Here is a 24,667-nt window from a genome sequence, read left to right as displayed (position 1 = left end):
TCAACATCTTCCTCCTGCTCCCGATGAAAGCCTATGCGCTCTGTACCTTGAGCAACAGCGATTGGCTCTCGCGCAAACCGCCAGATTTGCCCGACGAAAATGGAAGGCATGGCAAATTTCTGTACCCCGCCCCCAAATCCGATAAACAGGAGATTGTTTGCACGTCGCGCAATCAGCACCTTGAGCATCGCATTCCTCTACAATTGGAGGTCGCTGCTCAACTGATCTGCCATGGCAAATTCGCGCTCGGAGCCGTCAAGCTGCTCGACGAACTCACGAGCCAACTGGTCGCGGCAAAAACTGGAACTCGGCGCAATAGCGAGGCGAGCGCCGGCAGGCGAACAGTCCCAGCGGAGAAACACGGTGGCGTCTTCTGTCCAGAAGACTCCGCATCCTAGCTAAACTTTTCGACGAGGCAGTCGCAGCTTTACTGCCAGATCGCCGTAGTATCGCCAATCGTACGCTAATCGCCAAACTTGTTCTAGCTAGGGAAACGACAAATGAACTCAAATCCGACCCGACATGGCGCCCACTTCCTCATCTAAGCGACTTGAGGTTTCGCCTAGCACCTGGCGGAATTCTGCATAAGGCGCGGGTTAAGTTACTCTAGCGGGTATTAAGAAGACATTGCCTTAGTTCTGATACAATGGCGCTCCCTTCGAGATCGCCGAGGTATACAAGCAGCCCGCTTTTCCCAACAGATTCGTCTCGACAGCAGGCAGGCCGCGGGACAAGTGGCAGGACCACTTCTTCGCCATCCTCAAGGCGAGACCCCTGCAACTCAGGCCCTCGGTCTCAGAGGATGAGTGCGGCACCTCTTGCACTGCAATGCGACCGCCTGCGGCTGCCCCGACGCAAATAGTCCAGGGGTCGTAACAGCACGCCGACGGGGAAGTGAGATGGTTAGTCTCGTCCACGTTTCAGCTGCCGCCGAACGTCTTCTCTGTTGCCCCCGCCGGTCGGGCAATGATGGCGAGAGTGTGACGTAACACATCAAAGCAATCCTGCGGGCTAGATACGAGATGACAACACCACTCCTTTTTCTCACCATGATCTTCTTCGGCGGCTTTGGATTAGGCTGCGCTGTGCGCAGCTGGCGTTCTCGCAACCGACGTAAGCGCGCCCGGCTCTATGGTGCTCTCTTTCATTCCGGAACTTCCGCTCCGCAGCCGCTCCGAGTTCCCGCACGCCGTGGTTGCTAACGCTGCATTCGGCCTTGCTCAAATAAGCAAATTGCCGATCCGCCACGCGAGCGCGAACGCCCTCCGTCGCCAGTTCGTCGGTGCAGGTTCGCAGGGCAGTGTGGAGGCGACGCGCGTGCTCGTGTGGAGACAGTCTCAACAACACGGTGTAGACTGATCGCCGATTTGACCCGCGACACTGTGCGGTGAAGACTGCGAATCGACCGTTCGCGGATCATCGGGTTGGCGGCGGTGGATTCGCAACCGGCCCTGGCCTGACAACGTACATCTCCGTGATCTTAGCATGTGCTGAAGCCAATGCCGGCCCGAATTCCAATCAGCGCCGGCGCGAAGCGCGGAGACGATATGTTTGGCACCGCGCTAGCGCTCGAACTGAATGCGTCGAGCACGATTGCGGCAGCTTCGCCAAGGAGTCCCCTTTCATTCTCCTCCGGCATCTACAGCGGTTTGATGCCCGTCACCGTCCGCACTGGACGAGAAGAGAGATCCAGATCCCTGCATGACTTCGAATTTTATCTCGCGTCAGAATCAACGCCGCGTTGACCGTGACCCATGCTTCCCGGCCGAGTTCGATTCGCTGAACTAGCCTACCTAAACTGAGAGGTTTCGAACGTGATGCTTCCTTCGTAGAACTCCATCCGCGATAGTCAGTAGAGCGGATGCATCATGAAACCTGACGAGCGCCTCGCCGAAGTTCTTGAGAATAGCGCGTGTTTTGATGATGAGGCATGGGAGGTGTGGGCACAGTGCCTCTCACCCACTGAACGGCTTGCGTATATTCGCAAGCATCGCTGTCACTTCCGGTTCACAGATTACGATGAAGTGATAGCTGTTGTACGGGGTCGGCGCTTCACCGGTTGCCCATCGCAGCTCCTTCGATGGCGTCACAGGATAAGAGCAAGAACGCTGCAAAGCGCTTTGCTCTTCTCGGTCGCCGTGTGGCTGGGCATCATCTGGCTTGCGGTGCGCTTAATCCGCTGAGATCAGCAGCCCGCTTTTCGTTAACGCCTGAGCTATCTATGTTCGCACCCGATCGAGCGTTACGACGCGGTCGGAGATGATCTGCAAAGCCGCAACCTGACGCAGCGTTCGATTCCAACATTTCTTCACGCGCGAATGTTGCGATGCAGTTACAGCAATCGGCGCCGACGTTGTTGAGACACACGAGGCTCGGGGCACTGAAGAGATGAGAGTAGAAGTGAAGAACTTGTTGCTTGCGACTGGCTACGCAGCCCGCCCCGCCTCTCTACACCACAGCTTCGCGGCCTGTCGCGGCTGCAATCTACCAGTGGAGCGGCTACTATCTCGGCGTGAACGGTGGCTTCGGCTCAAGCGCGAATTGTTAGGATTACCTTGGCGGCACGCGCCAGGGCTGCCATGATGCGACAGGCGGTAGCGTGGGCGGCCAGATCGGCTATCGATGGCAGATGGGCCAGATCATGTTGCGTGTTGAAGGCCAAGGGGAACTGGGCGGCTCAATGAAGTTCGGCGGTCCGGTTCTTCTCGACTATTGATCTGTCGTTCAAACGGCGGATCGAAAGCCCCGGCCCATATGTTGGGGTTTTTTGAACCTGTTGGCCTGGTGTAGAGCAGCCATACAAACTCTTATGCAGTCCGGGAGGGTGCGCTTGCTGCAGCATGCAAAACCGTTCTCCTGGACTAGTACGTCGTCGCAATCCGAGCCCGAAAATGCGCATTCCAGGGATGGTGATCACGTCTTCCAGGCGATGTGAGCACGGATTTCAATGATCAGGTTCGGAGGCGAACACGGCTGACGGGTTTAAATGTGCTGGAAATGGCGTCCTCGTCAAGGCTGGCAGGTTGGTCCGAAGATCGTTCCGGCGGTCCATGGGAGGGCCCCGGGCGCGGCGCGAAGTGCCCCCGCGAGCGACGTAGCGACGCGCACGGGAGGGGCCTGTGGGGGGCGATCGTGCGCGAGGTGCTCACGGCTTTTCTTTTCGCCAGCCTGACGCCATAGACTGTCGCCTTTGAGCCCGATGCGGCGGGCATTGTGAATGATACGGTCCAATATTGCATCGCCAAGGGGTGGGTCGGCAATGACGTCGTGCCATTGCGACGGCAGGGACCTGCTTGTGATCAACAAGGATCCCTTATCGTAGCGAAATCGACGATCTCTCAAACAGATCGCGGCGCTGGTGGGCAGTGAGCGAGTCGTCGATGATGAGGAGATTAACGCGCTCGAGCGCGGCGATCAGGCGCGCCAGACGGCCTTCGTCGCGCGCCTGCGCGAGAACGGCGAACAAGCGGCATGCTCGCTTATAGACGACGCAAAAGCCGCAGCGACAGGCGTTGTTGCCGAGCGCAGGCAAGCCAAGACTTGCCGATGCCGGTTGGGCCGACAATGACAAGGTGGTTGGCATCGCGGACCCATTGGCAGGTACCGCAGTCTGGAAGAGAGAACGGTCGCGACCACGGGCGGTACGATAGTCGACGTTCTCGATGGCGGCAGTTTGACGGCACTTGGCACTGCTCAAGCGGCGCGTGAGGCAGCGGTTGTCGCGAGCGGTGACCTCGGAGGACGAGGATGCCATGCCAATCGGCGTGCGGCATCCCGGCCGCCCTCCGGATTGTCCTGCAGTTCCACGACTGTAAGCGGCGTCGAGACGTTCCTGGCCATAGCGCTTGACCAGCCCGACAACGCCAATTGAGAGCGGAAGCCCTGTCCTGGATGCGGCTGCGAGACCGCAGGATAACATCAATCAGCATCGGGCCGGACCTTGGTGGCTTCGGAACGGATGCGCTCGTGGGCTCAGTCGCGATAGAGGCGATGCCACCCGCTTGCTGCGGCAGAAGATGTCTCGGCGGTGTTTTGGGTAATCGGCGCCTCGGCCTACTGATGCACGAGGTTGCGAGGGACGCTGTAGTAGTGCTTGGCGATCTCGATGTGATAGTCAGTTGACCGGGCAGCGTTTCCACTCGTCATACTCGTACGGTTCATGCGGCAAGGGGGGGTGAGCGCCGTACGATCGAGTTCCTCGAATAGTTCGCCGCGGCTTCGTCCCAGCTGCGCAACGATGGCGGCGAGGGAGAAGAAGCGCCGGTTGCACAAGCGCGCCAAGAGACCCTATTCTCCCTTGTGTTAATCGCGCATTATCTCGTCCAGGCGTCGATAGACTGAACGCGATCTGAACCGAGAACTTGAGCACAACGTTAGACTTGACGGATTCCTTTGATGCGAGTTTTGCATACCGGGTACAGCAATTTGCTCTGGAGACTGCGAGCATTCCTGTCGCTCGGCGCTATCGCGCCCGCATTGGGCGATGATCTCGCTACGCAGCCCACCTACACAAAGCTCCGCCGCCCGTCGCGGCTGCAATTTATGCGTAGAGCAGCTACTATATATGGGCATGAACGTCGACTGGGGCTCAAGCGCGAATTGCTGGGAGTTCAATGGCGGCACGCCCGGGGGCTGCCATGACGCCGCCGGAAACGTGGGGTCGGCCTTCAATGGCAGATGGGTCAGCTTGTGCTGGGTTTCGATGGCCAGGGGCAACTGGGCTGATTTCACGTGTGTGTGTATCCAATTCAGCGTCGCGCTCTCAGCTGTGCCAACCCCACCATTGACGCGTTTGGTCTGACGGGGCAAATCGGAAACGCGTTTAATAACGTATTGGTTTACGCAAAACGCAGTGCCGCAGTAACGAGCAACAACCACCAAATTGAATTGGCCCTTACAGGTACGCAGCTTGGGAACAGTAGCATGCCCTTTGGAGCGGCGCCTTAAGTGCCGGCATCGAATACGGTTCGCGCGGAACTGGTCGGTTGCCTCGAGTACGACCATCTCTTATGCACCCTGGTAAGTGAGTAGTAAATTTTACTACAGTCACTGGTGCTGTAACTACGGATCATCCGCCGAGATGTTGACCTCTTAGCTGGACGGATAAATTACAATTTCGCGATCCAGTGCTTCTCCAGTACTGACCTCCTCCACCGAGCGGCGGATCGAAAGCGCCGGCCTGCGGCCGGGGCTTCACGGGGATCATGATGCGCGGTCTTCGAGAGCGTCGAGAACATGCGCGAGAAGGCTACCGCGGCTGACGCGTCGCGGGAAAAGGGCGTGCATTCAGCTAGCTAAGGTTCGTGAGGATAGCACTAACGTGGTTGCGCGCAGAGCGCTAGACTGTCGTGCAACATCTACCAGCAGCGCCTTTGGAAATGCATTTTGTGGACTATCATTGCCGCCTTCGTTCCCGGCCGCGCCATGTACGCCGCTTTCTGTTCCCCGCGACTTCAGTACCTAAGCCGTACTACGATCACGAAACCTTCAACTTCCGGCACGTATACGACGGCAACGACACTGACATCGGAATCCGACCGGCCGCGAAGCTTTCAATAGCGATAGTGCAGCGGTAACGAAACCGCTGCCGTTACTTTAAATAAGTCGCAGACGCCGCGCCTTGACGACGCACTGGGTACGGCTGGTCGTTTCCAGCTTTCGCATCGCGTTCTTGACATGAAAGTTGACCGTGTTCTCGCTCACTTCCAGGATGACTCCGATGGCCCAGGATGACTTCCCCTCCTCGACCCATCGCAGGCACTGTCTTTCCCGTTCCGACAGCCCAACCTCTTGCACATCCGCCATGAGTTTCTCCTGGAGCCGAAAGGACCTGGAACGAGACGAGCAAATGCCATACCAGTCAGTTGGACCCGCAGACTGGAGCGGCAGGACAAGATCTTGGGAGATTGCCGGTCCGCTCTCGGGAGATTGCCGTCCGACGGTAGCGCTATCGACGAATTGCGACAAACGTCGTAAACGCAACAGCAGTATTTGCGACAACCTTAGCAGTTGATATTTTGCGTCAACATCTCTGCGAGCCGACATCACCGCTTGACGAGTTGTTCCTCTCGCAAGGGGTGAATGCCCTGTGAAGGGCACCTGGCTCGCGAGCCGAGATCCTTCATTTACACCAAAGCTTTCCTTTCCATCGTGTCGGCTGGAAGCCGATCCACCCATCCAACAGCCTACCGTACGACGCCAATTCTCTAGCGAGCATGCAAGCTTTTAGCTGCCAACCAACTCCCAATGCTGGTCTTGATCGGCATCACAACAAAAGGTGTGAACAGTGAGGTTCGCGCCAATCGAGGGTCGGCCTCCGGGATTTCTGTATGCAGCATCAACCACAATCCGTTCGGCCCAACGCGGTCATCAATGTACTCGGCCATGCTCTGCCGAAATTCTTCGCGCGGTCCGGGATGGAGATGCCCTCCAGGTCGCGCGCAAGTGCATTCTCGACAAGCCCCTTGGCTCTTGCGATTGCGCTGGCGCTTATCGGGCCTGCTTTCAGCAGTTCAAACAAAGCAATCTTTGAGGCAACGCCGACCAGGCGCGACATCGATAGGCCGGAGATGGCAGCGAGAATGCGCGTTTCAGGACGCCGGGCGAACAGGCTCAAATAGGTCTGTACTCAGCGTGCTCCCTCCGATCCCGGCAGAATTGCGCGAGCGCGAGACAGGCCGGTCGAAGTCGCTGCCGAGAACCAGCGGCGGGACAGCCTGTTCCGCGGCGAGATCGTTCGATCACGGCGCTATCAAGCTGCTGGATTCGTCAAGTTCAGACCCAATTATCGAACCTGGAACCCGCGTGCGACAGCGGAAAGCTCGCCGAGCGCACATCCGCGCCGCTTCAGGGCGAAACGACTATCTCGATCGCGTCGAATTGGGCGCGCAGCTCTGTTGTAATCGCTAGCAGAGCCTCTTTCCGCCGTCGGTTTTCGGGTGCGACTAATGGCGCATGATAACGAAGCCGGCCAGACCCATGACAGGTCCGGCGAGATCGGCGATCACAGCCTGCGTGCGCCGGTCAAGGCTGGACACGACCATTCTCGCCTTCTCGCCGCGTTGGGGGACACAGTGCGATCAGCCCGGCAGCCTAAGCTGCAGCATGCGGTCGAGATTTGCTCTCCCGCTACGACGCCAACCAGAATCGCCGGCGCATCGTGGCCTTCAACCCCTCCGAAAGGACTCGAGCGCGTTTAGTGCGAGCATGCGCGCGACACATTCGAGCGCCAGGCCGCCACTGAGAAACCGGCCCGCGAACGTCTCGCTTTGCCCAAGGACACCATGCGCGGTGGTGATCTCGCCTTGACGGGCGGCCGGAAACCAGGCTGTCGCGACATAGGCATTGATGGTCATGGGGTTGGGGGTCGTGATCAATTGCACGAGCTGATCGTGGACGAAATTCGAGCCCGCAAGATCGTTGCCGAGAAGGACGCCGACACGATGCCTTGTGCTGGCATGGGGAAAAGTCCTCCAGTTACGCCGCTGTAATCAGCGCGAGTTGCCTGAAGCGGTCGATTTTCCTGCGCAGCCGCGGACGGCACCTCCTTCTCGATACATGTGCCGTCGCAACCCCAGTCCGGCGCAGCATTGGCCTCGATTTCCGGGCCCCAAGCGCGCAACAACATGTTCGAGCTGCCAGCGATTGTCACGGTGCAGGAAGCCGTCGTGCAATGCTCCGTATCGTGAAGATAAGATGGCCAAATGGACGCCCCTAAAGCCGCTCGACCTCTTGAGCACGTTGCGGATGTCAGCAGGACGCCGCGAGCCCGTCACGACCTCGAAGTGATGTTGGATCCTGATCTCTTGAGGTTCATTGTCGGCGGAATGATCTGGTTCCGCAGTGTAATGACAACCGCTGCCGGCTCGATCGCGCTCGCTCCCGCCAGCGCCTCGCCGATCTGCGATTTGACCAGGGTCACCGACGTGCCCGCTCCCGCTTCTCTCAGAACGATGAGGTCGGCATAGACCTTTGGCAAAATTCATTCATCGGCGTCGATGAGCCACTCCCGCCAGTCGGATTCCGGCATCATCCAATACCAAGTGCGTGGAGCGCGCGATGGCTTCACCGGAGATGTGGATATCAGTCATATCGCGTAGCACCGCGGAAAGCGGCATAGGATTCGCGCTCGACCACCAGCGCTCCGCCCCGTTCGCGCAGCACAAAGCTGTCGCGGCGGGTGTCGAACGGGCCGCTTGCCTCGATTGGCGGACATTCGCGCGAGGAGGTTGCGCCTATCCGGGCAAAAGCCGCGTCGACCTGTGGGCTGATCGGTGCATCAAAGCCGCGGACGACCGCGAGGTCGACCATGCCGGATCGTGTCGCGGATAGACCCATAGTCCACGGCATCGCTGCCCGTGTACATCCACCGCCAAGATCGGATCTGTCGGCGAGCTGAGCTGCCACGCGCCAAAAGAACGCGCGCCCGAGACGTCGGCGGATTTCACCGCGCCGCGAAGATCAGCGCTGATCTACGCCTCCATGCGCGATGGACCCAATGGCAGACGGGATGAACAGTGCCGTCACCACCAATGGGGGCATCCGGCGCTACCGGTCAGGCCTGCATTCCAGAGCGCCTGGTGAATAGCGCATTCGGCAACGTGAACAGGCCGTCGCGACCACTCCACGCGCCGGCGAAGACCAGGAGAAGCTCGTCTAGGATTCGAACTCGGTAGAATCAGGGTTTGGACCGCGAGTGCAGGACGGGGGAAAATGGCTGCTTTCACGGACGTACGAGCTGCCCTGCACGAGCGATTGCCAGAACTTATCCAGTCCTACGCCGGTCCCCGCGACCAAGCACCCGTCTCGCCGCTGTCACCGCGGCCGAGTGGGCTTTTCGTCTCCATCATCGGCCAATATTCCCTTCTCATCATTGCCGACAATCGCAGCCGCACGGCTCCAAGCGGCGCCGCAATCCTTCAGGCGATTGGGAAGCGGGCGACCGCGAATGCGGATTCCGGGGATTGCGGCCAGGGATTCCGATTGAACGCGACCATGCATTCCGATCGAAGGCGGCCACCTGTTCCGACGAAGGCGGCCGGAGTGTCGTTGCCGGCATGAGGAGTTGGGTCAGGTTTTCTTGGCTGCGTCAAGATTGGCGCGCTGCGCAGTGATCTTTCGCATGCTGTCTCCCTTAAGTGTGAGGCGGTGAGCATTGTGGACGAGCCGATCCAGGACGGCGTCGGCGATGGTCGGGTCGGCGATGACCTCATGCCAATTTTCGATCGGCACCTGGCTGGTGATGATGGTCGATCCGCGCTGGTGTCGATCGTCGACGACTTCGAGGAGATCGCGACGCTGCTCGCCGGTAAGCGGTGCGAGGCCCCAATCATCGAGGATGAGCAAATCGACCCTCGATAGTGTCTTGAGGAGCCGCGCATAGCGTCCGTCCCCGCGGGCGAGCGCAAGAGCTTCGAACAGCCTTGGCAGGCGATGATATAAGACGGATCGATTATCGCGGCATGCCTTGTGGCCGAGTGCGCAGGCGATCCAGCTCTTGCCGACGCCGGTCGGCCCGGTGATGAGCAAATTTTGCTTGCGGCTGATCCAATCGCCATCGACGAGCTTGGCAAAGAAGGCGCGGTCGATGCCGCGCGGAGCGCGCAGATCGACATCTTCGACGATTGCGGCCTGCCGTAGCGAGGCGAACTTCAGGCGCACGATGAGCCTTTTGTTCTCTCGCTCGGTTGCTTCGCGATCGATCATCAGGCCGAGGCGCTGCTCGAAGGTCAGCGCGGTAACGTCCGGTTGGCGTTGCTGATCGTCGAAGGCCTTGGCCATGCCGGCGAGCCCGAGAGCAGCGAGACGTTCGTGGGTGTGGTTGCTGAGCATAAGGTCTCCTTGTTGGTGGTCAGTGGTAGTAGCCGCGGCCACGGATGTTGCCGTGCTGGATGGGATCGGCCTCGGGGGCGGTGTCGGGAAGGAAGACTTTGTCCAGGCCGGTCTTGAGGATCGAGGCGATCGACCGATAGCTCGCTGAGCCGATGCTGATCCCACGGCGGCACGCGGCTTCCAGACGTTGCGTCCCATAGGTCTTTTCCAACCGCAGGATGCCGAGACAGGATCGGAAGCTCTGCTCGGGATGGGGCTTTGTCCGCATGATCGCCTGGCCCAGCGCGATCGTGGACGGACCGATCTTCTCGGCGGCGGCCAGCAGACGTGCCGGCGGCCAGAAGGCGTATCGGCGATGTGCGCTCGGCATGTGCTCGGGGATCGTGGTGTGGCGGCGCCTGACGCCTGAGCGTGCGTGGCTGGCGATCCGGGTGCCGCGATGGAACACCTCGATGGTTGCCTCGGTGGCCCGCACCTCGACGACCTGGCGGATCAGGCGGGATGGCACCGAGTAGAAGTGCCCCTGAACCTCGACATGGTAATCCGGCGCTACACGGGCACGACGCCATTCGGCGTACTGATAGGGTTCGGCCGGCAGCGGCATCAGGGCCGGACGATCGATGGTGTCGAAGAACTCGCGGCGGCTGGCACCGAGCTTGCGCATCAGGCGGGCGTTGAGTTCGTCGACCAGGATGCGGATCGCAACGTTCAACTCGGCGAGCGAGAAGAAGCGCCGGTTGCGCAGCCGCGCCAAAATCCATCGCTGGACGATAAGAACCGCCGCCTCCACCTTGGCTTTGTCGCGCGGCTTGCGGGGCCGCGCCGGCATAATGGTGGTGCCGTAATGGGTGGCAAGATCCTGGTAAGTCCGGTTGACGCCTGGCTCGTAGCGGCTCACCACCGTCACCCCGGCCTTCAGATTGTCGCAGACGAGCGCCTTCGGCACTCCGCCCAGGAAGGTGAGCGCATCCACATGGGCGCCGATCCAGTCGGGCAGCGCCTCGCTGAACCGGGCTTGGACGAATGTGTAGTTCGACGCTCCCATGACCGCGACGAAGATCTTGGCGGCGCGCACCTCCCCGGTAAGCCCGTCGAACACCGGCACGGTATCGCCGGCGAAGTCCACGAACAGCTTTTCGCCGGCCGCGTGGGTCTGCCGCATGGTCGCCGTGATGCCGTGGCGCCATTCGACGTAGAGGTCGCAGAACCGGCTGTAGCCGTAGCCGTCGGGATGATGGCCGCGGTATTCCTCCCACAGCAGCGCCAGCGTTACGCTGCGGCGGCGCAACTCGGCATGGACATGCCCCCAATCCGGAAGCGGCTTCGATCGCGGCGGGTTGTAGCCGGCTGGCGCAAACAGCTTGCGCTCCAGTGCTGTGTCGTCGAGCTCCTCCGGTATCGGCCAGGTGATGCCGATCACCGCGGCGCGGCGGACATACTCCGCGATCGCCGTGCGACCGATCCCGACCGATCGGGAGATCACCCGATCGCTCACCCCACAGGCATACTTCAGGCGTAGAACTTCTCGAATCTTCCGCATCGGCAATCTCTCGGCGGGCATCGGACCTCCCATTGCGTGAACCGCAAAAGGAGGGACCTTGCCCCGTTCAGATTGCCGACAACGCCCCCCGTCTCACCCTATCAACAGGGTGGCCGCCTTCGTTCGGATTGGGTGGCCGCTTTCGATCGGAATCGCTGGCCGCCTTCCGTCGGAATCGGTGGCCGCTTTGCCTCGGATTCCGCAACCGCGAAGCCGCGGTCAGCTGGCAGAGCATCGAGATTGCAGAGCCGCTCGATCTGGCAGTAGCCGACTGGAAAAATCCGCGCCGACAGCCTTTGGCTTGCACCCAGGAGGCGGCGGCATGTGAAGGCCATTCGGCCGACCTTGGAACAGGCTCGCCCGAATTGGCGGCAACCGGCTGGCTGAGCTTGATGATCCTCACGGCTCCGACCTGCGCGAACTCAGCTCGCGCTCAAAGCTGCCAAACCTTCGGCTCACGTGAGGGTGAACATGCAGTTCAGCATCATCGGGAAGGCGTGCGGATCGAGTGACATCGCTGCGCGATCCCAGCTGCCGGCCTTCACCGCTTGAGTGCAGAAGGCCCCGGTGATCGATCCGGATTGCACCCCAAAGCTCAGGCCGCGCCAAGGGATGGGTCCCCGAAAACCGAGGGCACCGCCAACCCGCAGCAAGCGCCCCGCTTCCACGCCGGCATTCAACCTCGGCATTCGAGGGCCGCTTGGCCTGAGCGACGAGATTTGTAATGGTAGGTCCGACCACACTCGAGAGCTTCGCAGCCCTTGCGGATCGATACCTGCCACTCGCCTAAGATCTCGTCGACCAGCTTGCGCTTTCAGGAAGGCTTCATAGCTTCCGGCGAATCACGTGCTGCAGCATCTCCTTGGCGAGAGACGGATCCGTGACCGGCTTCTTCAGCTTGGCATTCTCCTCCTCCGGTTGTTTCAGCTGCCGCATCAAAGTCGGCAGCAGGCCATCAACTTCCTCTTCCAATTGAAATAGCTCGCTTGGCTGATCCGAGCTTGCGGTAGATCTGCGCCGCTGCAAGCCCGTCATGGCCCTGCTTCAAGGTGAACGCTGGGCCTCCGATAACTTCGAGGCCTTCATGGTCTTCGGCTCCTCCCAGCCGAGGGGCGGCAGCGAAACTTTAGCCAAAATTGTGCCGGCCTCAGACCAATGGAGCCCACGTTGGTTACGCTACAGGCGTCCATTATCCGGCCATTGTATAGTCAGCTAGAGCTGTCGGGCCTCTACCTGGCAGCCCCTCACTCGGTTCGACGCACTTTACGGGCCCGAATCAGGTCCGCATCGAGTGGCGCGCGTTTCAGACCTAGAGCCCGCCTATTCCTGAGCCATGTGGGGCGATGCAGTAGCCACGGGAAGTATTTCGCTTCTTGACCTGATCTCAAGCCTTACGACAGCCTTGATAAGGACCCATATCGCTCATTCTGATTGCAGCACCTGCGGCTGTGTTCGCGTGCTGGTCTCTACGTGGACGCATGCCACTTGATCACCTTCGCCAAAGCTCGAACCGAAACTGCCGTGCCTTGGAGGATTGGTCGGCCGGCAAACATGGGCGGCCCGCGACCAATTTCCTTCGCCCGAGATACCCCGCTGAACTGCGAGACTGGGATAAGCACAATTTCAGGATGTTGGGCCGCCAGTTCACTAAGAGCGATGCCAATCGGCGACTCATTATCAATGCTCATTGGCAAATCCATCCCCCAGAGAAGGATGTCAAACTCACCACTTTGTCCGAGTACCTGCAAACAACGACTCAACACGTCGGAATCGAAGGAGCTTTGGGCACTCAGATCCAGGGGGTTGAAGCTATTTGCAAATCTCGGAAGGACCTCCGCCAGTCGGCTTCGCAATGGGCCAGAGAACGTAGCGAGCTTCAGGCCGGGCGTGGATAAAATCAAGTCCGCCATGATGTTCCCCATGCCGCCTGAAAAGCTAGCAAAGGCGACGCGATTGCCCCTTGGTTTGCGGGATGACCTAAAAGCCACAGTGGTTTCGATTAAGTCCTCGACCGAATTGACCGTGATCACCCCCAGTTCTTCGAAGAGGCGCATGTCGCGTTTAAAGCTGTTTGCGGCCTGTGTTGCCGTATGTCGACTTATAGCCTTATGCACTTCTGGATAAGCGCCGACGCGCAACATGATGATTGGCTTACGTTGTTCCCGCGCGCGTATGCAGGCAACCGCGAAGCGTTCGGGTTCCTTGATTCCTTCGGAGTAACTGACAATGATCTCTGTTTGTCGATCGACAGCTAGACAATTTACTAGCTCAGCCGTTGTGACGCTGACCTCGTTGCCCGTTGTCGCAATTTTGCTAATGCCCACGCCCCTGGCGATCAAAGAATGCATCATTGCAGCCATCTGACCGCTCTGGAAGACACCACTGACGGCTCCGGCGAATATTTTGGGCATGCTGCTTTCCCAAGCCGCAATGATAGGCCGGTGCAGATTGATGACTCCGATCGTATTTGGCCCAACAACGACTGTTGTCGGTGTATCTATCGCCCAGCGCTGAACTAGCTGCTGCCTTGCCCAGCCTTCCGCCGAATCGAGTTCGGCGAAGCCGCTCGAGACTATCTGTGCAGCGCCGACAGACTTCCGTTTGCATTCCTCCAGTAGAGGCAGAATGTTCTCGGCGCGCACGCACAGCACCGCCAGATCTACCTGGAACGGAACGTCTGAGATGCACCGATAACATTCGACGCCGTCAACGCTACTATACTTCGGATTCACCGCAGCGACATCTCCATCGAACCCCGACGCCACAATATTGTAAAGAATGCTTTTAGCGAGGCTTGGTTTCGGCGAAGCTCCGACCACCACGACTCCCCGAGGTTCGAACAGCGATCGAAGGTTACGTTCTTTGCTAATCATGACTAACCCGCCCTTGTTAAATTGGTTAACGTCGCAACCAATTGGGCGGTTGTTTCCACCTTCTTCGTTAGAGACTCAACTCTCATATCGAGGAGGGCCAAGAGAAGGACTAGGAAAGTGGGATCAGCTCTGGCGGCTCAGGGCGCGGCCATTGGGCAACTTCAGAGATTCCTGCGCGCGCTCCAAAGCCTGGATCGAGAGCTTTTCGCCCCCGCGTAGCACAATGGCCTTCGGGCGGAGCGACATAGAGGCCGACAAGATCGGGCCTGGGCGTAGGACTTATGAGGCGAGGCCAATCTTGTAGCTTGCGCAGGCACCGCCCAGCCATATTGGACGTCAACATCGCTCGCGTCTCGCCCAGCAGAGGGCCGGTCCAGCGGCAAAGGCGTGCGGAGCGGCCGGTCCCGTGCTTCAGGTTCGACTTGCTGCTTGTCTTCGTGCAAATGGGCTGCTTGCCAGGCAGCGGCTTGTCTTTCAGATCTTCAACGCCATGGTAAACATAGCGATGCCGTCAAGCCCTGGAAATCCGCGGCTGGACCTCAGCCGCCTTGGCGATTAACCCGGTGCTCCGCCCGGCTGCCGTCGGCAAGACTATGCCCGCTCGCTTCAAATCGCGTTGCAGTGTCGTCAATGATCGACAACACGCCTCGAGTACCTTGCGATCGTTCCTCAAAAGGTGGACTTCTCTTGTTTGGGTATCATGTCCGTGTCGAATGACGCCACGCTCTAGGGAAAGTGTCTACTGGTGCCGCTTGCAGCTCTTTACGACCGGTGACCGGCAGAGATTATCTAAGAGGGTAGGGCTTTCCTGTTGTTTGGACGATTGCTTCCAAAATGCCGTCGCTCAGCCGCTCTATTTCGGACACCCCGTGCTCGGATGTAATAAATAAGCGAATACCAGCTGCCGTCCCTTCACCATGCTCTGGCAAGGGCGTCACTGACGTATGGAAGCCGCTGTGGAGAAGCTGTCTTCCGACGCTAATCGCATCGGCCTCCGATCCAATAATGATCGTTCTAATCGGGAGTGAACTGCCGTGCTGCGCCGTAGCGAGACGACTGTCAAAGAGGGCGATACGTTGCGCCAGTCGCTGCTGGCGCTCACTTAGTTCTGGCGATCGGTGGATTCTACATGAGGCAAGAGCTGCGCCAACCGCCGCGTGATTGGGAGCCTCTGAAAAGGAACCCGTAGCGATGTGTCGTCTGCACAATGCTTCATTCTCGCTTGTTCCGAGCATCAACAATCCGCCCGACGCGCCGAATCCCTCCGCCAAGGAGGCTACTATAATGGTACGGTCGCCCAGCACCTGTGGAAACTGAGAGCGAGCAAACCCTTCGCCTTGGCTCCCAAAGATCGATATACCGTGAGCATCCTGGATGTTGATAAACAGTCCGTAACGATCCTGTAGCCAACTCAGTGCAGCCAGTCGTGAAAAGGCTGCTATAGAATAAATATCGCATACATAAACAACCGTGGGATTATTCCGGCACAATCGTTCGAGGTCATCGATCTCATTGTCTACAATCGTTTTTGAAGCGGTTTCGTTGGCGACGTCCGGCTTGTGACAGACCAGCACGTCGTGCAGATTCCGATCGTGGACGACAATCGGCTTCCTTCCGCCGGTCAGCTTGCCGCAGCCAAGAAAGCGTATCGCAGCTAAACCAGCGAGCACGAAGCTGGAGAACGATATCACGCGAGCGGAGAACATCCCCGACAACGCGTCTTCCAGCTCTTCAAGAAGATCGACTTCAAAGCACGTCTGGGCGCCGGACGAACGAAATGATCGTTGGGCGCGGAGTGCATCAATTGCCCCGGCGACTATCAGGGGATGATTTTCGAGGCCGAGGTAAGAGCGTCGAGCGAAATCAATTAACTGCCACCGACGGCAGGAATCGCCGTCCCGAACAAACGAGCGCCCGATTGTAGAGAGTCCATCACCGCCCCTCAAGTGTTCCTTGGACCCTGCATCGGCGCACTGTCCAGTCTCGATGGGTATGTAAGCCGGGTTCAAATGGGCCTGCCTAGGGCGATCATCTTCTGAGCTGAAAAGCCGACTTCGTGAATCATGCGCTGCCATTTCGATCTATCCAACGTACATCCGCCGAGCTGTGCGTGCCTAATATCTATCGAGACGCGGCGGCACGACTTCGGCAGACATAGGGGGGAGTGCCCCGCTGAGTGCAACATAGGCGATTGTTACCGGTTCGCCACCTACCGAACTAGAGAGTGCTCGCTCACGAGTCACGTAGGCGCGACATTCTCTTCTCTTATCGGAGCGTCACCGCACTGGCATCACCATGGGATACTCAGTGCAAATGTCTTGCCAGGACCGCGGCTAACGATCACTGCTGTAGGATACCATCCGACATATGCGGCCTCTGGGCGCCCCAACGTCCTGCGCTGCCGGACGCCGCAATACGGTTCGCGTGTGACACCAAGAGAGCGTTTTCCGCCGTTCTCACAAATTTAGATGTAAGCCGGCATCTGTGCGCACGCACTCGCCTGTCATATTGCTCGATGCCGGGCTTGCGAGGAAGCAGACGAGCTGCGCGACATCCTTGGCAGTCGAGGCGACCTTGAGTGGCACACGCGACAACATGGCTTCACGCATATGCCGTGCGCCCGCCTCGCCTCGGCTTCTCATGAACCACGGAGTATCGATGTAGCCGGGACAAACGGTATTCACGCGGATGCGTGGCGCCAGCGCGCGCGCGAGCGGTAGCGTGAGTGCATTGAGCGCTCCCTTGCTCGCTGAGTACGCTACAGATGAGCCGTCTCCATTGATACCCGCGATCGATGAGATGTTCACCACAGCGGCCGTGCGACCACTTGGCTTGGCGCTGACCTCGAGCAATGTGCGTGACGCACGGATCATCTGGTATGGGCCAATGGCATTGACCGCGTAAATCCTCTGAAAATCCTCCGCTGAAAGCGCATCAAGATCTTGATTCGGTGCATGCTTTGTTGTGCCGGCATTGTTAACTAGTAAGTCCAGGCGCCCCCAAGGGGCGGCGGCCGCGACAATCTTTCTGCAATCATCATCGCTAGAGACGTCACCCTGCACGATAACGACCTCGGCCGCCCCAGCAGCGAGGCAGGCTTCAGCTGTGGCCTCGGCTCCCTTCCGACTCGTGGAATAGTTGATTACGATGCGCGCCCCGCCCTCGGCCAAGAGGACCGCGGTTGCCGCTCCGAGGCCCGACGCGGCGCCTGTCACTATCCCACACAATGCATTCGTCGACATCGTTGCCTCTCCTTTACCTAAGCCTATATTTAGCGGCAGCGTGCTGTTGCGCGCGAAGCATGTCGACCTCTTGATGCTTCCTAAGCCCTCGACGTGCGTTAGGGTTGCCGTCGCTGTGCGCTATCTCGAAAAATTCGACCGGTACGTAGAAGTCGTGCAGAACGAGCTGAGTCCTGCGACCCACCTCCACCAGGAGTGGCCCAGGCTGAGAGGTCCAGGAGCGGATTGGTTGCGCGACGCGGCCACAAGCACCTTGTGTTGAAATCCTCGGCGTTCCGGCGCGGACGCCCCCACGAGGCCGAAGTGGCGCCCAGCTCGCTCCCCGGGCTCACCCTTCAGTGAGCCCTCCGGTCCAAATGGCTCGATGCCATCCGCGGATATGGCCGCCGCTTGCGGCCCGACATCGCTGCTCGCGCCTAATCGCGCCAAGCGCCAGGCCATACAGTGACATGCTCCCATGTAGGAAAAAACCGGTTGTCGGCGCCACAGACCATTAACCGCTCGCGTCCGTATCTTAAACATAGAAGTTGGACATCAGACGTTCCCCTTCAACGCAAGCTTCTCCCGCACCTCATCTGGCCTCATCACCCGCACCCCGATCCTCTCTAGAATCTGGACGGCGCGCTGCACGAGCTCGGCGTTAGTCGCGAGCCGCCCGCGAGAGAGGTAAAGGTTGTCCTCTAAGCCTACGCGAACATTCGCGCCCACTATTGGCGCCAATGCTACATACGGAAGCTGCATTCGGCCGATCGAGAAAGCTGAGTAGACGGACTGCGGGGGGAGCTTGTGCACCAGCGCCATCAGGGTTGTCGGATCAGCAGATGCGCCGTAGCGAACTCCCATACACAACTGGATCAACGGTGGACCGTCGATTAGCCCTTCCTCGATTAAGTCCCGCGCAAGCACCAGGTGACCGAAATCGAACACCTCAAGCTCAGGACGCACCCTTAGCTCTTTCACGTGGGCAGCCATTGCACGCAGCGTTCCGGCGGTGTTGATCATGACGTACTGACTGTCAGTGCGCCAGTTCATCGACCCGCAATCCAATGTACATATCTCGGGCCGCAACTCTTCCACGTGGGCTAGCCGCTCACGTGCTCCCACAATGTCCGTGCCCCTCGAGTTCAGCGGCAGCGGAGTGTCCGCCTCGCCAAGCACGAGGTCGCCGCCCATTCCGGCAGTCAAGTTTATGACCGGATTTACGTCCGATGCTCGGATGCGCTGTACTACCTCCCTATACAATGCCGGATCGCGCGTCCCACGCCGGGTATGGGGATCACGCACGTGGATGTGCACAACCGCCGCACCTGCGCGCGCAGCCTCCGTCGCGGACTGTGCGATCTGCTCTGGGGACACGGGCACGAGCGCGCTACGCTCCACCCCGTTTCCTCCTCCTGTGAGCGCGCACGTAATGAATACCTCAGAGATCATCGCAATCGTCCCTTCTAAAGCGCTCAACGCGCGCAGATTGTCGGCGCATTAGTTAGGGATCACCCGAGTCTCAACTAGTTGACCGGTGCTCACTGCCGCTGCAAAGCGCTGTGACGGCGGCAACCCTCATCTCAGCAAACATCGTGCCGTTCGCCCTAGGCCTCGCGAAGTTCGCGTGAACCGAGAAAACGGCTGTAGCAAGCTCTTGGAGCGACCTCGGATCATTCGACTTCTAACATTCCTGTAACCGAGCCGACACGGTTGGCACGACAAAAACGGTTGCCACTCCGTGGGGGTTCGAGAAGCTGCGCGATGATGACACATCCTGTAGGCGGCGATCGCACTCGTGCATGTTGCGGCACCCGCATTTTCCGAAGCCTCGTTCATTCATTTCGTCCAGAGGAACGCGACCAAAGAGCTAAAAACCGACGGCAGGCGCAATGGAGCGGACCGCTCTGCGAGAAACGGAAGGTGCATGTTGCAATTCGGTGCTGGTGCCGCTCTCCGCAATCGGCGCGCGGAAGGTTAGACATAGTAAGGGTGGTGCTCTTCGTTTCGAAACGAAATCCTGTCTATCGGGACGAATTGCGGATGTGGACAGCGTGGTATGCTTATTCGCTAGCAGTTGCTTGCGGCGAAATGCCTGACGGTTCTCGATCGTGAGAATAGCTGGAAAGAGCTTGCATTCTGGGCAATAGAAGTTCATTGCGATTCAATCGGGACAGTAGTCTGCAGTGCAGGCATTTATGCGACGGCACGCCTGAAACTATTGCTGAACCGACGACTTTGACATGCAAGGCGCTCCAATGACCATGAACACTGAGTCGTGAATGGAAACCGACGAGCCACAATTCCATAGGACCTTCTATGCCAATCTACTATCCGGATATTCTGTCACAAGAAAAGCCGCCGCGGACCGTTGTCTATAGCCACAAGGACGTCCTTCTGTATTCGCTAGGGATCGGCATGGGGCGTGATCCGATGGATCCGCGCGAGCTGCCTTTCGTCTACGAGAAGGATATCAAGGTCCTGCCTACCGCCGTCACGGTGTTGGCGTCAGCCAACGTACGGACTTCCGGGCCAGCCCCAAAGCAGAAGCTTGGCCTTCGGATCAGCGAGTTGAATGTCGGGATGCTAGTGCATGGCGAGCAGAAGATCGAATTACATAGGCCGTTGCCAGCGTACGGCACCTTCACGGTCGCGAGCCGTACGATCGGTGCTTATGACAAGGGTAAAGAAAAGGGAGCGGTGCTCGTGGAGGAGACTGTGTGGACCGACGAAAAACGTGAGAAACTGGCCACGCTGACCGAGTCAAGCTTCGCCCGGGCCGACGGGGGTTTCGGGGGGCCGTCACAAGGCGGACCTGAACGGCATCTTGTCCCCATGCGTAAGCCGGACGTCATGATCCCATTCCATACCAGGCCGGACCAGGCCCTGCTCTATAGACTGAACGGGGACTTCAATCCCCTGCACTGCGATCCCGTTTTCGCGAGGCACGCCGGATTCCCGGGCCCGATCCTTCATGGTCTATGCACATTCGGCATTACCTGCCGGGCGGTACTGCAGGCGTTCTGCGGGTACGATCCCATCAGGATTCTTAGCCACCAGGCGCGCTTCTCGGCACCAGTATTTCCCGGTGACACTATCAGGGTCGATCTCTGGCAGGACGCGGATGTGATTTCGTTTGAGGCCCATGTCATGGATCGCAGCTCGACAGTGATAAAAAATGGCAAAACTGTGCTGCGGTTGTAGGCGCTCAGCTGCAGGTGCCTCTTACTGGCTCAGCCTACACTGCACCTCGGGGACTGCTCGGCCAGCACGTTCCAAAGCCCGGAGGAAAGCTTTGCCTGTTTTCGATTTGGCGCGCGTGCAGCAGAGTACCGAACCTCTTTAGTTGCGTGTCACTTCTGTTGCACATCGGTCAACAGCCGTTGTTATCTGTCGCATCGCTCGGCTGCGAGTACACCGCAGCTTCTTGTTTCATGTCTCGAGAAATCCAGCAATCGCGACTACCAATTCATAAAGCCATCTCTTTCGCCTGGCTGTTGGGCGACTCAGATCGGATGGCAGATTGGCAATGAAAGCCTCGTAGCCCAAAACCTCGGCCGCTGCAGAGCGCGTGCCCATCGAGGCGCACGGGCTAAACGCAACCTATGGGTCCTTCTCGCGGTAGAAATCATCGTTTCGCGCCAGAGGCCGTGGGGAGCACGCTCTAAACGGTGGCAAGCACCCGTGACCGCCCTAGCGACGACGGCTTCGTCGAGCTCAGCGGAACTCCGGATCGCTTGAGACACTGGGCATCTAGACCCCGCGCTTTCAGCGATGGGGCAAAATGCCCGCCTATCCCTAGCCAATTCGTCTATTTTCCCGAACTCCTCGGTTGCCTCGCCATCCCAAGCACATGCAGACTAACTTTCATGCGAAGGAAGAATGGGGACCAATACGCCTTTGAACACTGCCGGATGTGGCCGAAAGGATTCACCTTCGGCTGCACGACTCACGTTTACGGAGTTATCTGCCGGAGACGCGGTGGTGCCAGCCAACACGAGCTCAACCAGCGTTGGCCAACGCTGCTTCATATTGCTCTGCAATCTCCTTCAAAAGCTCGGCGGCCCCGCTAATCGAACGAACGCCCGAAACGGAGTGACCAGCACACCGGATATTACTCCAGCCCGGCGGACCGTCGCTAGAACTCTTCCCGCGAACTCTCTGCTTCGCGCTCGCCTCGACCACTGACTCCGCAAGCGTTGACGGGTCCAGTCCTGCCGCCAGAATTGAACTCCGCAACACATTCGCCGGCAGTCCCCAAAATGCGCTAGTCAACACTATGTCATCGAGCGTGCTATGAACCAGCATCTCACGATAGCTATCGCTGGCCATGCTTTCCGCCGTGGCAACGAAGCGAGTACCCATGCAAGCGAGCTCGCAACCAAGCACGCGCGCCGCCGCCAGAGAGACGCCGTCTGTGATGCCGCCAGCAAGTACAATTGGTCCTTCAAAAATCGTGCGAACCGCGCGAACAAATGCAAATGGATTGGCCCAGCCAGAATGGCCTCCCGCACCAGCGGCAAGCAGAATCAAGCCGTCAGCGCCGGACTCGATGGCTCTTTGCGCGTGGTGCAGCGAGGCGACGTCAGCGAATACGAGACAACCAATTTCGTGCAATGGGCCAATGGCTGGAGACGGCGATCCCACGCTAGTGATGACAATCTCTACCTTGTGACGCACGAGACACGCAAGATCATCTTTGAATCGCGGGTGACGTATCATGAGAGTGGGACAGTGAGGCGCTACTGGACGATCCGAGCTAGCGAGATCCTGCTCAATTCTGATTAGCCAATCATCAAGCTCATCAACGGATTGGGCGTTGGCGGTAGGATACGCGCCGATCGCTCCCGACCGACACACCGTCGTGACAAGGTCCACCCCGGAAACGCTGGCCATTGGGGCCACTATCAGAGGTAGGGTCAGGCGTGAAGACAGAGCATTCGGCAATCGGCCGCTCTCTAAAAGTCTGGGCATATTATGGACTCCTCAATCTGGATATGTTCGCGCGGAATGGCTTAAGCGCTCCTACGGCTATCCTGAGTTCAGTTCGGACCGATGATGGTCGGCATTTGCGACATTTGTGGACGGACCGTTCAGCTGTAATCCCAACCAGCAAAGCGATTGACGAGACCGCCCTCGATCCGGCCTGAGCAACCGATCCGTCGCATGGTCTTGCTACCGGTTCAACTAGGAACGTTGGTAGTTGACTGAACTCAATGTTATAAGCGCGTCCAATGTTAGAGGCTGCTTGCAGTTGCGCTAACTCACGACGCCCGCCTTCGTGCGTCGCCATGATCGAGGATAAACCGAACATTTGCTAGCTGGCGCTTAGAATGCAGTCCTAGAGCATCACGATCCGAACCACTTCGCTACCGACGTCTTCGACAGACTGCTACGCGACTGAGAACACTTTGAGGGCTGGGCGGGTTATGATTTCGTGGAGGCTGTACAGAGCGTTAGACAGCTCCGCAAGGTCCTTCGGTCCACCTAGGCAGACGCGGACGGCTCCGGGATCGGCGTCGCCCACCATGGACGAGATCGGCGGCGTGACGAGGATGCTCTGCCGGCGGGCGGCAGAGGCGAAGTTGATTGCGGACCATTCTGCCGGCAACGGCAGCCAACCAAAAAACGGAGGATACTTTGGGCTCTCTGCGGCGGGAAGGATGGTGGACAACACGCGATTGCGCTCGAGCGCCTGCTGACGACGCTCGCGAGCTAGCTCGCCCAGCTTGCCGCTTTGGATGAGCCGCACGGCGATTTCGCTCAGCACCGGTGCAACGAACCAAGAAGAGGCGTGCAGCAGCAGTTCGGTCTGCTCGGTTAATTTTGAGGGCACCGTCAGCGTACCAAGGCGGAATCCTGGCGTCACGCATTTGGAATACGAGGTAATATAGAAGCTGCGTTCCGGGACGAGCTCAGTGAGCGGCATCTGCCGCTCCGGTAAGAAGAAGGCATAGACATCATCCTCGATGATTGTCAGGTCCAGCTTGTGGGCCAATTCGGCGATGCGCCGTCGGCGGCTGGCGCTCATGCTCCGGGCCGTGGGACTCTGAACGGACGGCATGCAATAGAACACTTTAGCGCCGGAGGTCCGGCAGGCTATCTCCAGTGCGCCAGGATCAGTGCCCTCGCCGTCCATCGTAACGGGGATGAGCCTTAGCTGATTTGCCGCCGCGATAGCCTTGAACCCGGAATAGGTGACGGTATCCACAAGGATGCTATCGCCTGGCCGGGCCGCTAGACGCACTGCAATTTCGATCGCATGCTGGGCGCCGTTGCACAGAAACAGCCTGCTGGGGTCGGCGATGAACGAGCCAACGGAGACAGAAGTAGCGATGATCTCGCGGTGTTGGAGGTTACCGCCCGGAGGGCCGTAGCCCAGCAATGGTGCAAGATAGCGCTCTTGCGCCACATCGCGTAACACGGCGGACAGTATCTGCGTCTCCCTTCCCTCCGCCGGAACGTTCAAGGCCAAGTTCACTGGACCGCATGGAGGCTTAGCTTCGGCTCGGCTCGCGAAACGGCGGCGAACGAAGGTGCCCTGCCCTACGTGACTACTTACGATGCCACGGTGCTCGGCCTCCTGATAAGCTTTGCTCACGGTTCCGACGGAGAGATTTAGCTGTTTAGCTAGATCACGGTGCGCCGGCAGGCGGTCTCCATCGCATAGCAGACCATCCCGAAGGTCCTGCTCCAAGGCGTTAACTAAGGCGAGGTAGCGTGGCCCCTCGGACGCGAGCCGCTTCGGCCGCCACCGCAAATTCTTCATTCAGTCTCATCGCCTACAGGATACGAAAACGGCCTACGTGGTTCTAAAGTATAGGTGTTGAGCTCTCAACAGGCTTTCATAACACCTGCCGACGTGCCCGCTTCTGCCGACGGGGGCGTTTGAAGATGGTTGCCGATGTGCGCGGTCAACCTCTGGTTTCGACCGCGGGCAGAGTGCCGAGAGGCTGTTCCAGTCGTAGCATTGATCACGATTTCGCTCCAAGCATTGACGTCTTTGACCCGTTGCCATCGATCAGGGGTGCAAGTGTGGTATACATTCTTGTTCTTGAAGGGAGTTAAGTTGGGCCGGAACGTTTGTAGCCCAGTCCACTCGAGCAGACCCTCGCGTTGATAACTCCTCAATCCTTAGCCCAGCGAGTAAGACCGGCCTCGGAGATGATCTTCGCGATCGCTGCCTTCTGTTCGTCTGCCAA

16 protein-coding genes and 8 pseudogenes are annotated in these 24,667 nt (G+C 58.9%); 4 read left to right on the top strand and 20 right to left on the bottom strand.

The features are described 5' to 3' along the window. Nucleotides 1-398: pseudogene (locus tag AC0L20_RS38300) on the top strand (hypothetical protein); the annotation flags it as partial. 1,470 nt (nucleotides 399-1,868) lie between these two features. Beyond that, on the top strand, nucleotides 1,869-2,183 hold the full coding sequence (locus AC0L20_RS38295) for a hypothetical protein (RefSeq protein ID WP_473295426.1): 315 nt from the start codon (nucleotides 1,869-1,871) through the stop codon (nucleotides 2,181-2,183). Nucleotides 2,184-3,009: 826 nt separating this feature from the next. On the opposite strand, the gene AC0L20_RS38290 is transcribed toward AC0L20_RS38295, so the two are convergent. The 10 genes and pseudogenes from AC0L20_RS38290 to istA all read right to left on the bottom strand — a co-directional run bounded on the left by AC0L20_RS38290 (nucleotide 3,010) and on the right by istA (nucleotide 11,392). Next, nucleotides 3,010-3,303: an ATP-binding protein gene (locus tag AC0L20_RS38290; protein WP_473295430.1), complete on the bottom strand. Its 294-nt coding sequence runs from the start codon at nucleotides 3,301-3,303 to the stop codon at nucleotides 3,010-3,012. A 10-nt stretch (nucleotides 3,304-3,313) separates the two neighbouring features. Continuing rightward, nucleotides 3,314-3,679: pseudogene (locus AC0L20_RS38285) on the bottom strand (ATP-binding protein); the annotation flags it as partial. After that, nucleotides 3,561-3,929: pseudogene (locus tag AC0L20_RS38280) on the bottom strand (hypothetical protein); the annotation flags it as partial. The pseudogenes AC0L20_RS38285 and AC0L20_RS38280, both read right to left, overlap by 119 nt. A 1,666-nt stretch (nucleotides 3,930-5,595) precedes the next feature. Next, nucleotides 5,596-5,790 (bottom strand): annotated as a pseudogene (locus tag AC0L20_RS38275) (helix-turn-helix domain-containing protein); the annotation flags it as partial. A gap of 547 nt (nucleotides 5,791-6,337) precedes the next feature. Next, nucleotides 6,338-6,616, bottom strand: coding sequence for a hypothetical protein (locus AC0L20_RS38270; protein ID WP_473295425.1), 279 nt, complete (start codon nucleotides 6,614-6,616; stop codon nucleotides 6,338-6,340). 550 nt (nucleotides 6,617-7,166) lie between these two features. Then, nucleotides 7,167-7,355 (bottom strand): hypothetical protein, encoded by a 189-nt coding sequence (locus AC0L20_RS38265; RefSeq protein WP_473295424.1) that lies wholly within the window; start codon nucleotides 7,353-7,355, stop codon nucleotides 7,167-7,169. A 416-nt stretch (nucleotides 7,356-7,771) separates the two neighbouring features. Further along, the gene (locus tag AC0L20_RS38260) at nucleotides 7,772-7,921 is read right to left on the bottom strand and encodes a hypothetical protein (protein WP_473295429.1); all 150 of its coding nucleotides are present in this window, start codon (nucleotides 7,919-7,921) and stop codon (nucleotides 7,772-7,774) included. A gap of 161 nt (nucleotides 7,922-8,082) precedes the next feature. Then, complete coding sequence (locus AC0L20_RS38255; protein WP_473295428.1) at nucleotides 8,083-8,337, bottom strand: beta-ketoacyl synthase N-terminal-like domain-containing protein; 255 nt, start codon at nucleotides 8,335-8,337, stop codon at nucleotides 8,083-8,085. Nucleotides 8,338-9,069: 732 nt separating this feature from the next. Beyond that, the gene (gene istB, locus AC0L20_RS38250; RefSeq protein ID WP_007592724.1) at nucleotides 9,070-9,831 is read right to left on the bottom strand and encodes an IS21-like element helper ATPase IstB; all 762 of its coding nucleotides are present in this window, start codon (nucleotides 9,829-9,831) and stop codon (nucleotides 9,070-9,072) included. 19 nt (nucleotides 9,832-9,850) lie between these two features. After that, nucleotides 9,851-11,392 carry an IS21 family transposase gene (gene istA, locus AC0L20_RS38245; RefSeq protein WP_473295423.1) on the bottom strand — a complete coding sequence of 514 codons (1,542 nt, stop codon included), beginning with the start codon at nucleotides 11,390-11,392 and terminating at the stop codon, nucleotides 9,851-9,853. An 11-nt stretch (nucleotides 11,393-11,403) separates the two neighbouring features. Between istA and AC0L20_RS38240 the strand changes: the two genes are divergently transcribed. Further along, nucleotides 11,404-11,883 carry a hypothetical protein gene (locus tag AC0L20_RS38240; RefSeq protein ID WP_473295422.1) on the top strand — a complete coding sequence of 160 codons (480 nt, stop codon included), beginning with the start codon at nucleotides 11,404-11,406 and terminating at the stop codon, nucleotides 11,881-11,883. 170 nt (nucleotides 11,884-12,053) lie between these two features. Here AC0L20_RS38240 and AC0L20_RS38235 read toward each other — a convergent pair. The 7 genes and pseudogenes from AC0L20_RS38235 to AC0L20_RS38205 form a co-directional block, all read right to left on the bottom strand. Beyond that, nucleotides 12,054-12,457 (bottom strand): annotated as a pseudogene (locus AC0L20_RS38235) (transposase); the annotation flags it as partial. A gap of 380 nt (nucleotides 12,458-12,837) precedes the next feature. Beyond that, nucleotides 12,838-14,244 (bottom strand): CoA-binding protein, encoded by a 1,407-nt coding sequence (locus AC0L20_RS38230; RefSeq protein ID WP_473295420.1) that lies wholly within the window; start codon nucleotides 14,242-14,244, stop codon nucleotides 12,838-12,840. Between the two features lie 126 nt (nucleotides 14,245-14,370). Further along, nucleotides 14,371-14,506: pseudogene (locus AC0L20_RS38225) on the bottom strand (IS630 family transposase); the annotation flags it as partial. Between the two features lie 44 nt (nucleotides 14,507-14,550). Beyond that, a pseudogene (locus AC0L20_RS38220) lies at nucleotides 14,551-14,959 on the bottom strand (IS630 family transposase); the annotation flags it as partial. A 70-nt stretch (nucleotides 14,960-15,029) separates the two neighbouring features. After that, nucleotides 15,030-16,319 carry an aminotransferase class I/II-fold pyridoxal phosphate-dependent enzyme gene (locus AC0L20_RS38215; protein WP_473295418.1) on the bottom strand — a complete coding sequence of 430 codons (1,290 nt, stop codon included), beginning with the start codon at nucleotides 16,317-16,319 and terminating at the stop codon, nucleotides 15,030-15,032. A 381-nt stretch (nucleotides 16,320-16,700) separates the two neighbouring features. Beyond that, a complete protein-coding gene (locus tag AC0L20_RS38210) occupies nucleotides 16,701-17,486 on the bottom strand; it encodes an SDR family NAD(P)-dependent oxidoreductase (protein WP_473295417.1) in 786 nt (261 codons plus the stop codon). A gap of 534 nt (nucleotides 17,487-18,020) precedes the next feature. Beyond that, complete coding sequence (locus tag AC0L20_RS38205) at nucleotides 18,021-18,917, bottom strand: beta-keto acid cleavage family enzyme (RefSeq protein WP_473295416.1); 897 nt, start codon at nucleotides 18,915-18,917, stop codon at nucleotides 18,021-18,023. An 867-nt stretch (nucleotides 18,918-19,784) separates the two neighbouring features. On the opposite strand from AC0L20_RS38205, the gene AC0L20_RS38200 reads away from it, so the two are divergent. Next, nucleotides 19,785-20,669, top strand: a complete 885-nt coding sequence (locus AC0L20_RS38200; RefSeq protein ID WP_473295415.1) for a MaoC/PaaZ C-terminal domain-containing protein — start codon at nucleotides 19,785-19,787, stop codon at nucleotides 20,667-20,669. A 798-nt stretch (nucleotides 20,670-21,467) separates the two neighbouring features. Here AC0L20_RS38200 and AC0L20_RS38195 read toward each other — a convergent pair. From AC0L20_RS38195 to AC0L20_RS38185, 3 genes and pseudogenes are all read right to left on the bottom strand, one after another. After that, complete coding sequence (locus AC0L20_RS38195; protein ID WP_473295414.1) at nucleotides 21,468-22,439, bottom strand: NAD(P)H-dependent flavin oxidoreductase; 972 nt, start codon at nucleotides 22,437-22,439, stop codon at nucleotides 21,468-21,470. Between the two features lie 418 nt (nucleotides 22,440-22,857). Beyond that, a complete protein-coding gene (locus AC0L20_RS38190) occupies nucleotides 22,858-23,934 on the bottom strand; it encodes an aminotransferase-like domain-containing protein (RefSeq protein WP_473295427.1) in 1,077 nt (358 codons plus the stop codon). A gap of 72 nt (nucleotides 23,935-24,006) precedes the next feature. Beyond that, nucleotides 24,007-24,234, bottom strand: a pseudogene (locus AC0L20_RS38185) (GntR family transcriptional regulator); the annotation flags it as partial. Between the last annotated feature and the right edge of the window lie 433 nt (nucleotides 24,235-24,667).

It is taken from the genome of Bradyrhizobium sp. Kon58 (assembly GCF_055807455.1).
This window is presented reverse-complemented; position numbering and strand designations above follow the sequence as displayed.

Excerpts from the sequence above, each read along its gene's own strand:
- AC0L20_RS38215 (WP_473295418.1), bottom strand. The coding sequence starts at position 16,319 with ATGGCAGCGCATGATTCACGAAGTCGGCTTTTCAGCTCAGAAGATGAT.
- AC0L20_RS38210 (WP_473295417.1), bottom strand. The coding sequence starts at position 17,486 with ATGTCGACGAATGCATTGTGTGGGATAGTGACAGGCGCCGCGTCGGGC.
- AC0L20_RS38200 (WP_473295415.1), top strand. The coding sequence starts at position 19,785 with ATGCCAATCTACTATCCGGATATTCTGTCACAAGAAAAGCCGCCGCGG.
- AC0L20_RS38230 (WP_473295420.1), bottom strand. The coding sequence starts at position 14,244 with ATGATTAGCAAAGAACGTAACCTTCGATCGCTGTTCGAACCTCGGGGA.
- AC0L20_RS38295 (WP_473295426.1), top strand. The coding sequence starts at position 1,869 with ATGAAACCTGACGAGCGCCTCGCCGAAGTTCTTGAGAATAGCGCGTGT.
- AC0L20_RS38205 (WP_473295416.1), bottom strand. The coding sequence starts at position 18,917 with ATGATCTCTGAGGTATTCATTACGTGCGCGCTCACAGGAGGAGGAAAC.
- istA (WP_473295423.1), bottom strand. The coding sequence starts at position 11,392 with ATGCCCGCCGAGAGATTGCCGATGCGGAAGATTCGAGAAGTTCTACGC.
- AC0L20_RS38265 (WP_473295424.1), bottom strand. The coding sequence starts at position 7,355 with ATGACCATCAATGCCTATGTCGCGACAGCCTGGTTTCCGGCCGCCCGT.
- AC0L20_RS38195 (WP_473295414.1), bottom strand. The coding sequence starts at position 22,439 with ATGCCCAGACTTTTAGAGAGCGGCCGATTGCCGAATGCTCTGTCTTCA.
- istB (WP_007592724.1), bottom strand. The coding sequence starts at position 9,831 with ATGCTCAGCAACCACACCCACGAACGTCTCGCTGCTCTCGGGCTCGCC.
- AC0L20_RS38255 (WP_473295428.1), bottom strand. The coding sequence starts at position 8,337 with ATGGGTCTATCCGCGACACGATCCGGCATGGTCGACCTCGCGGTCGTC.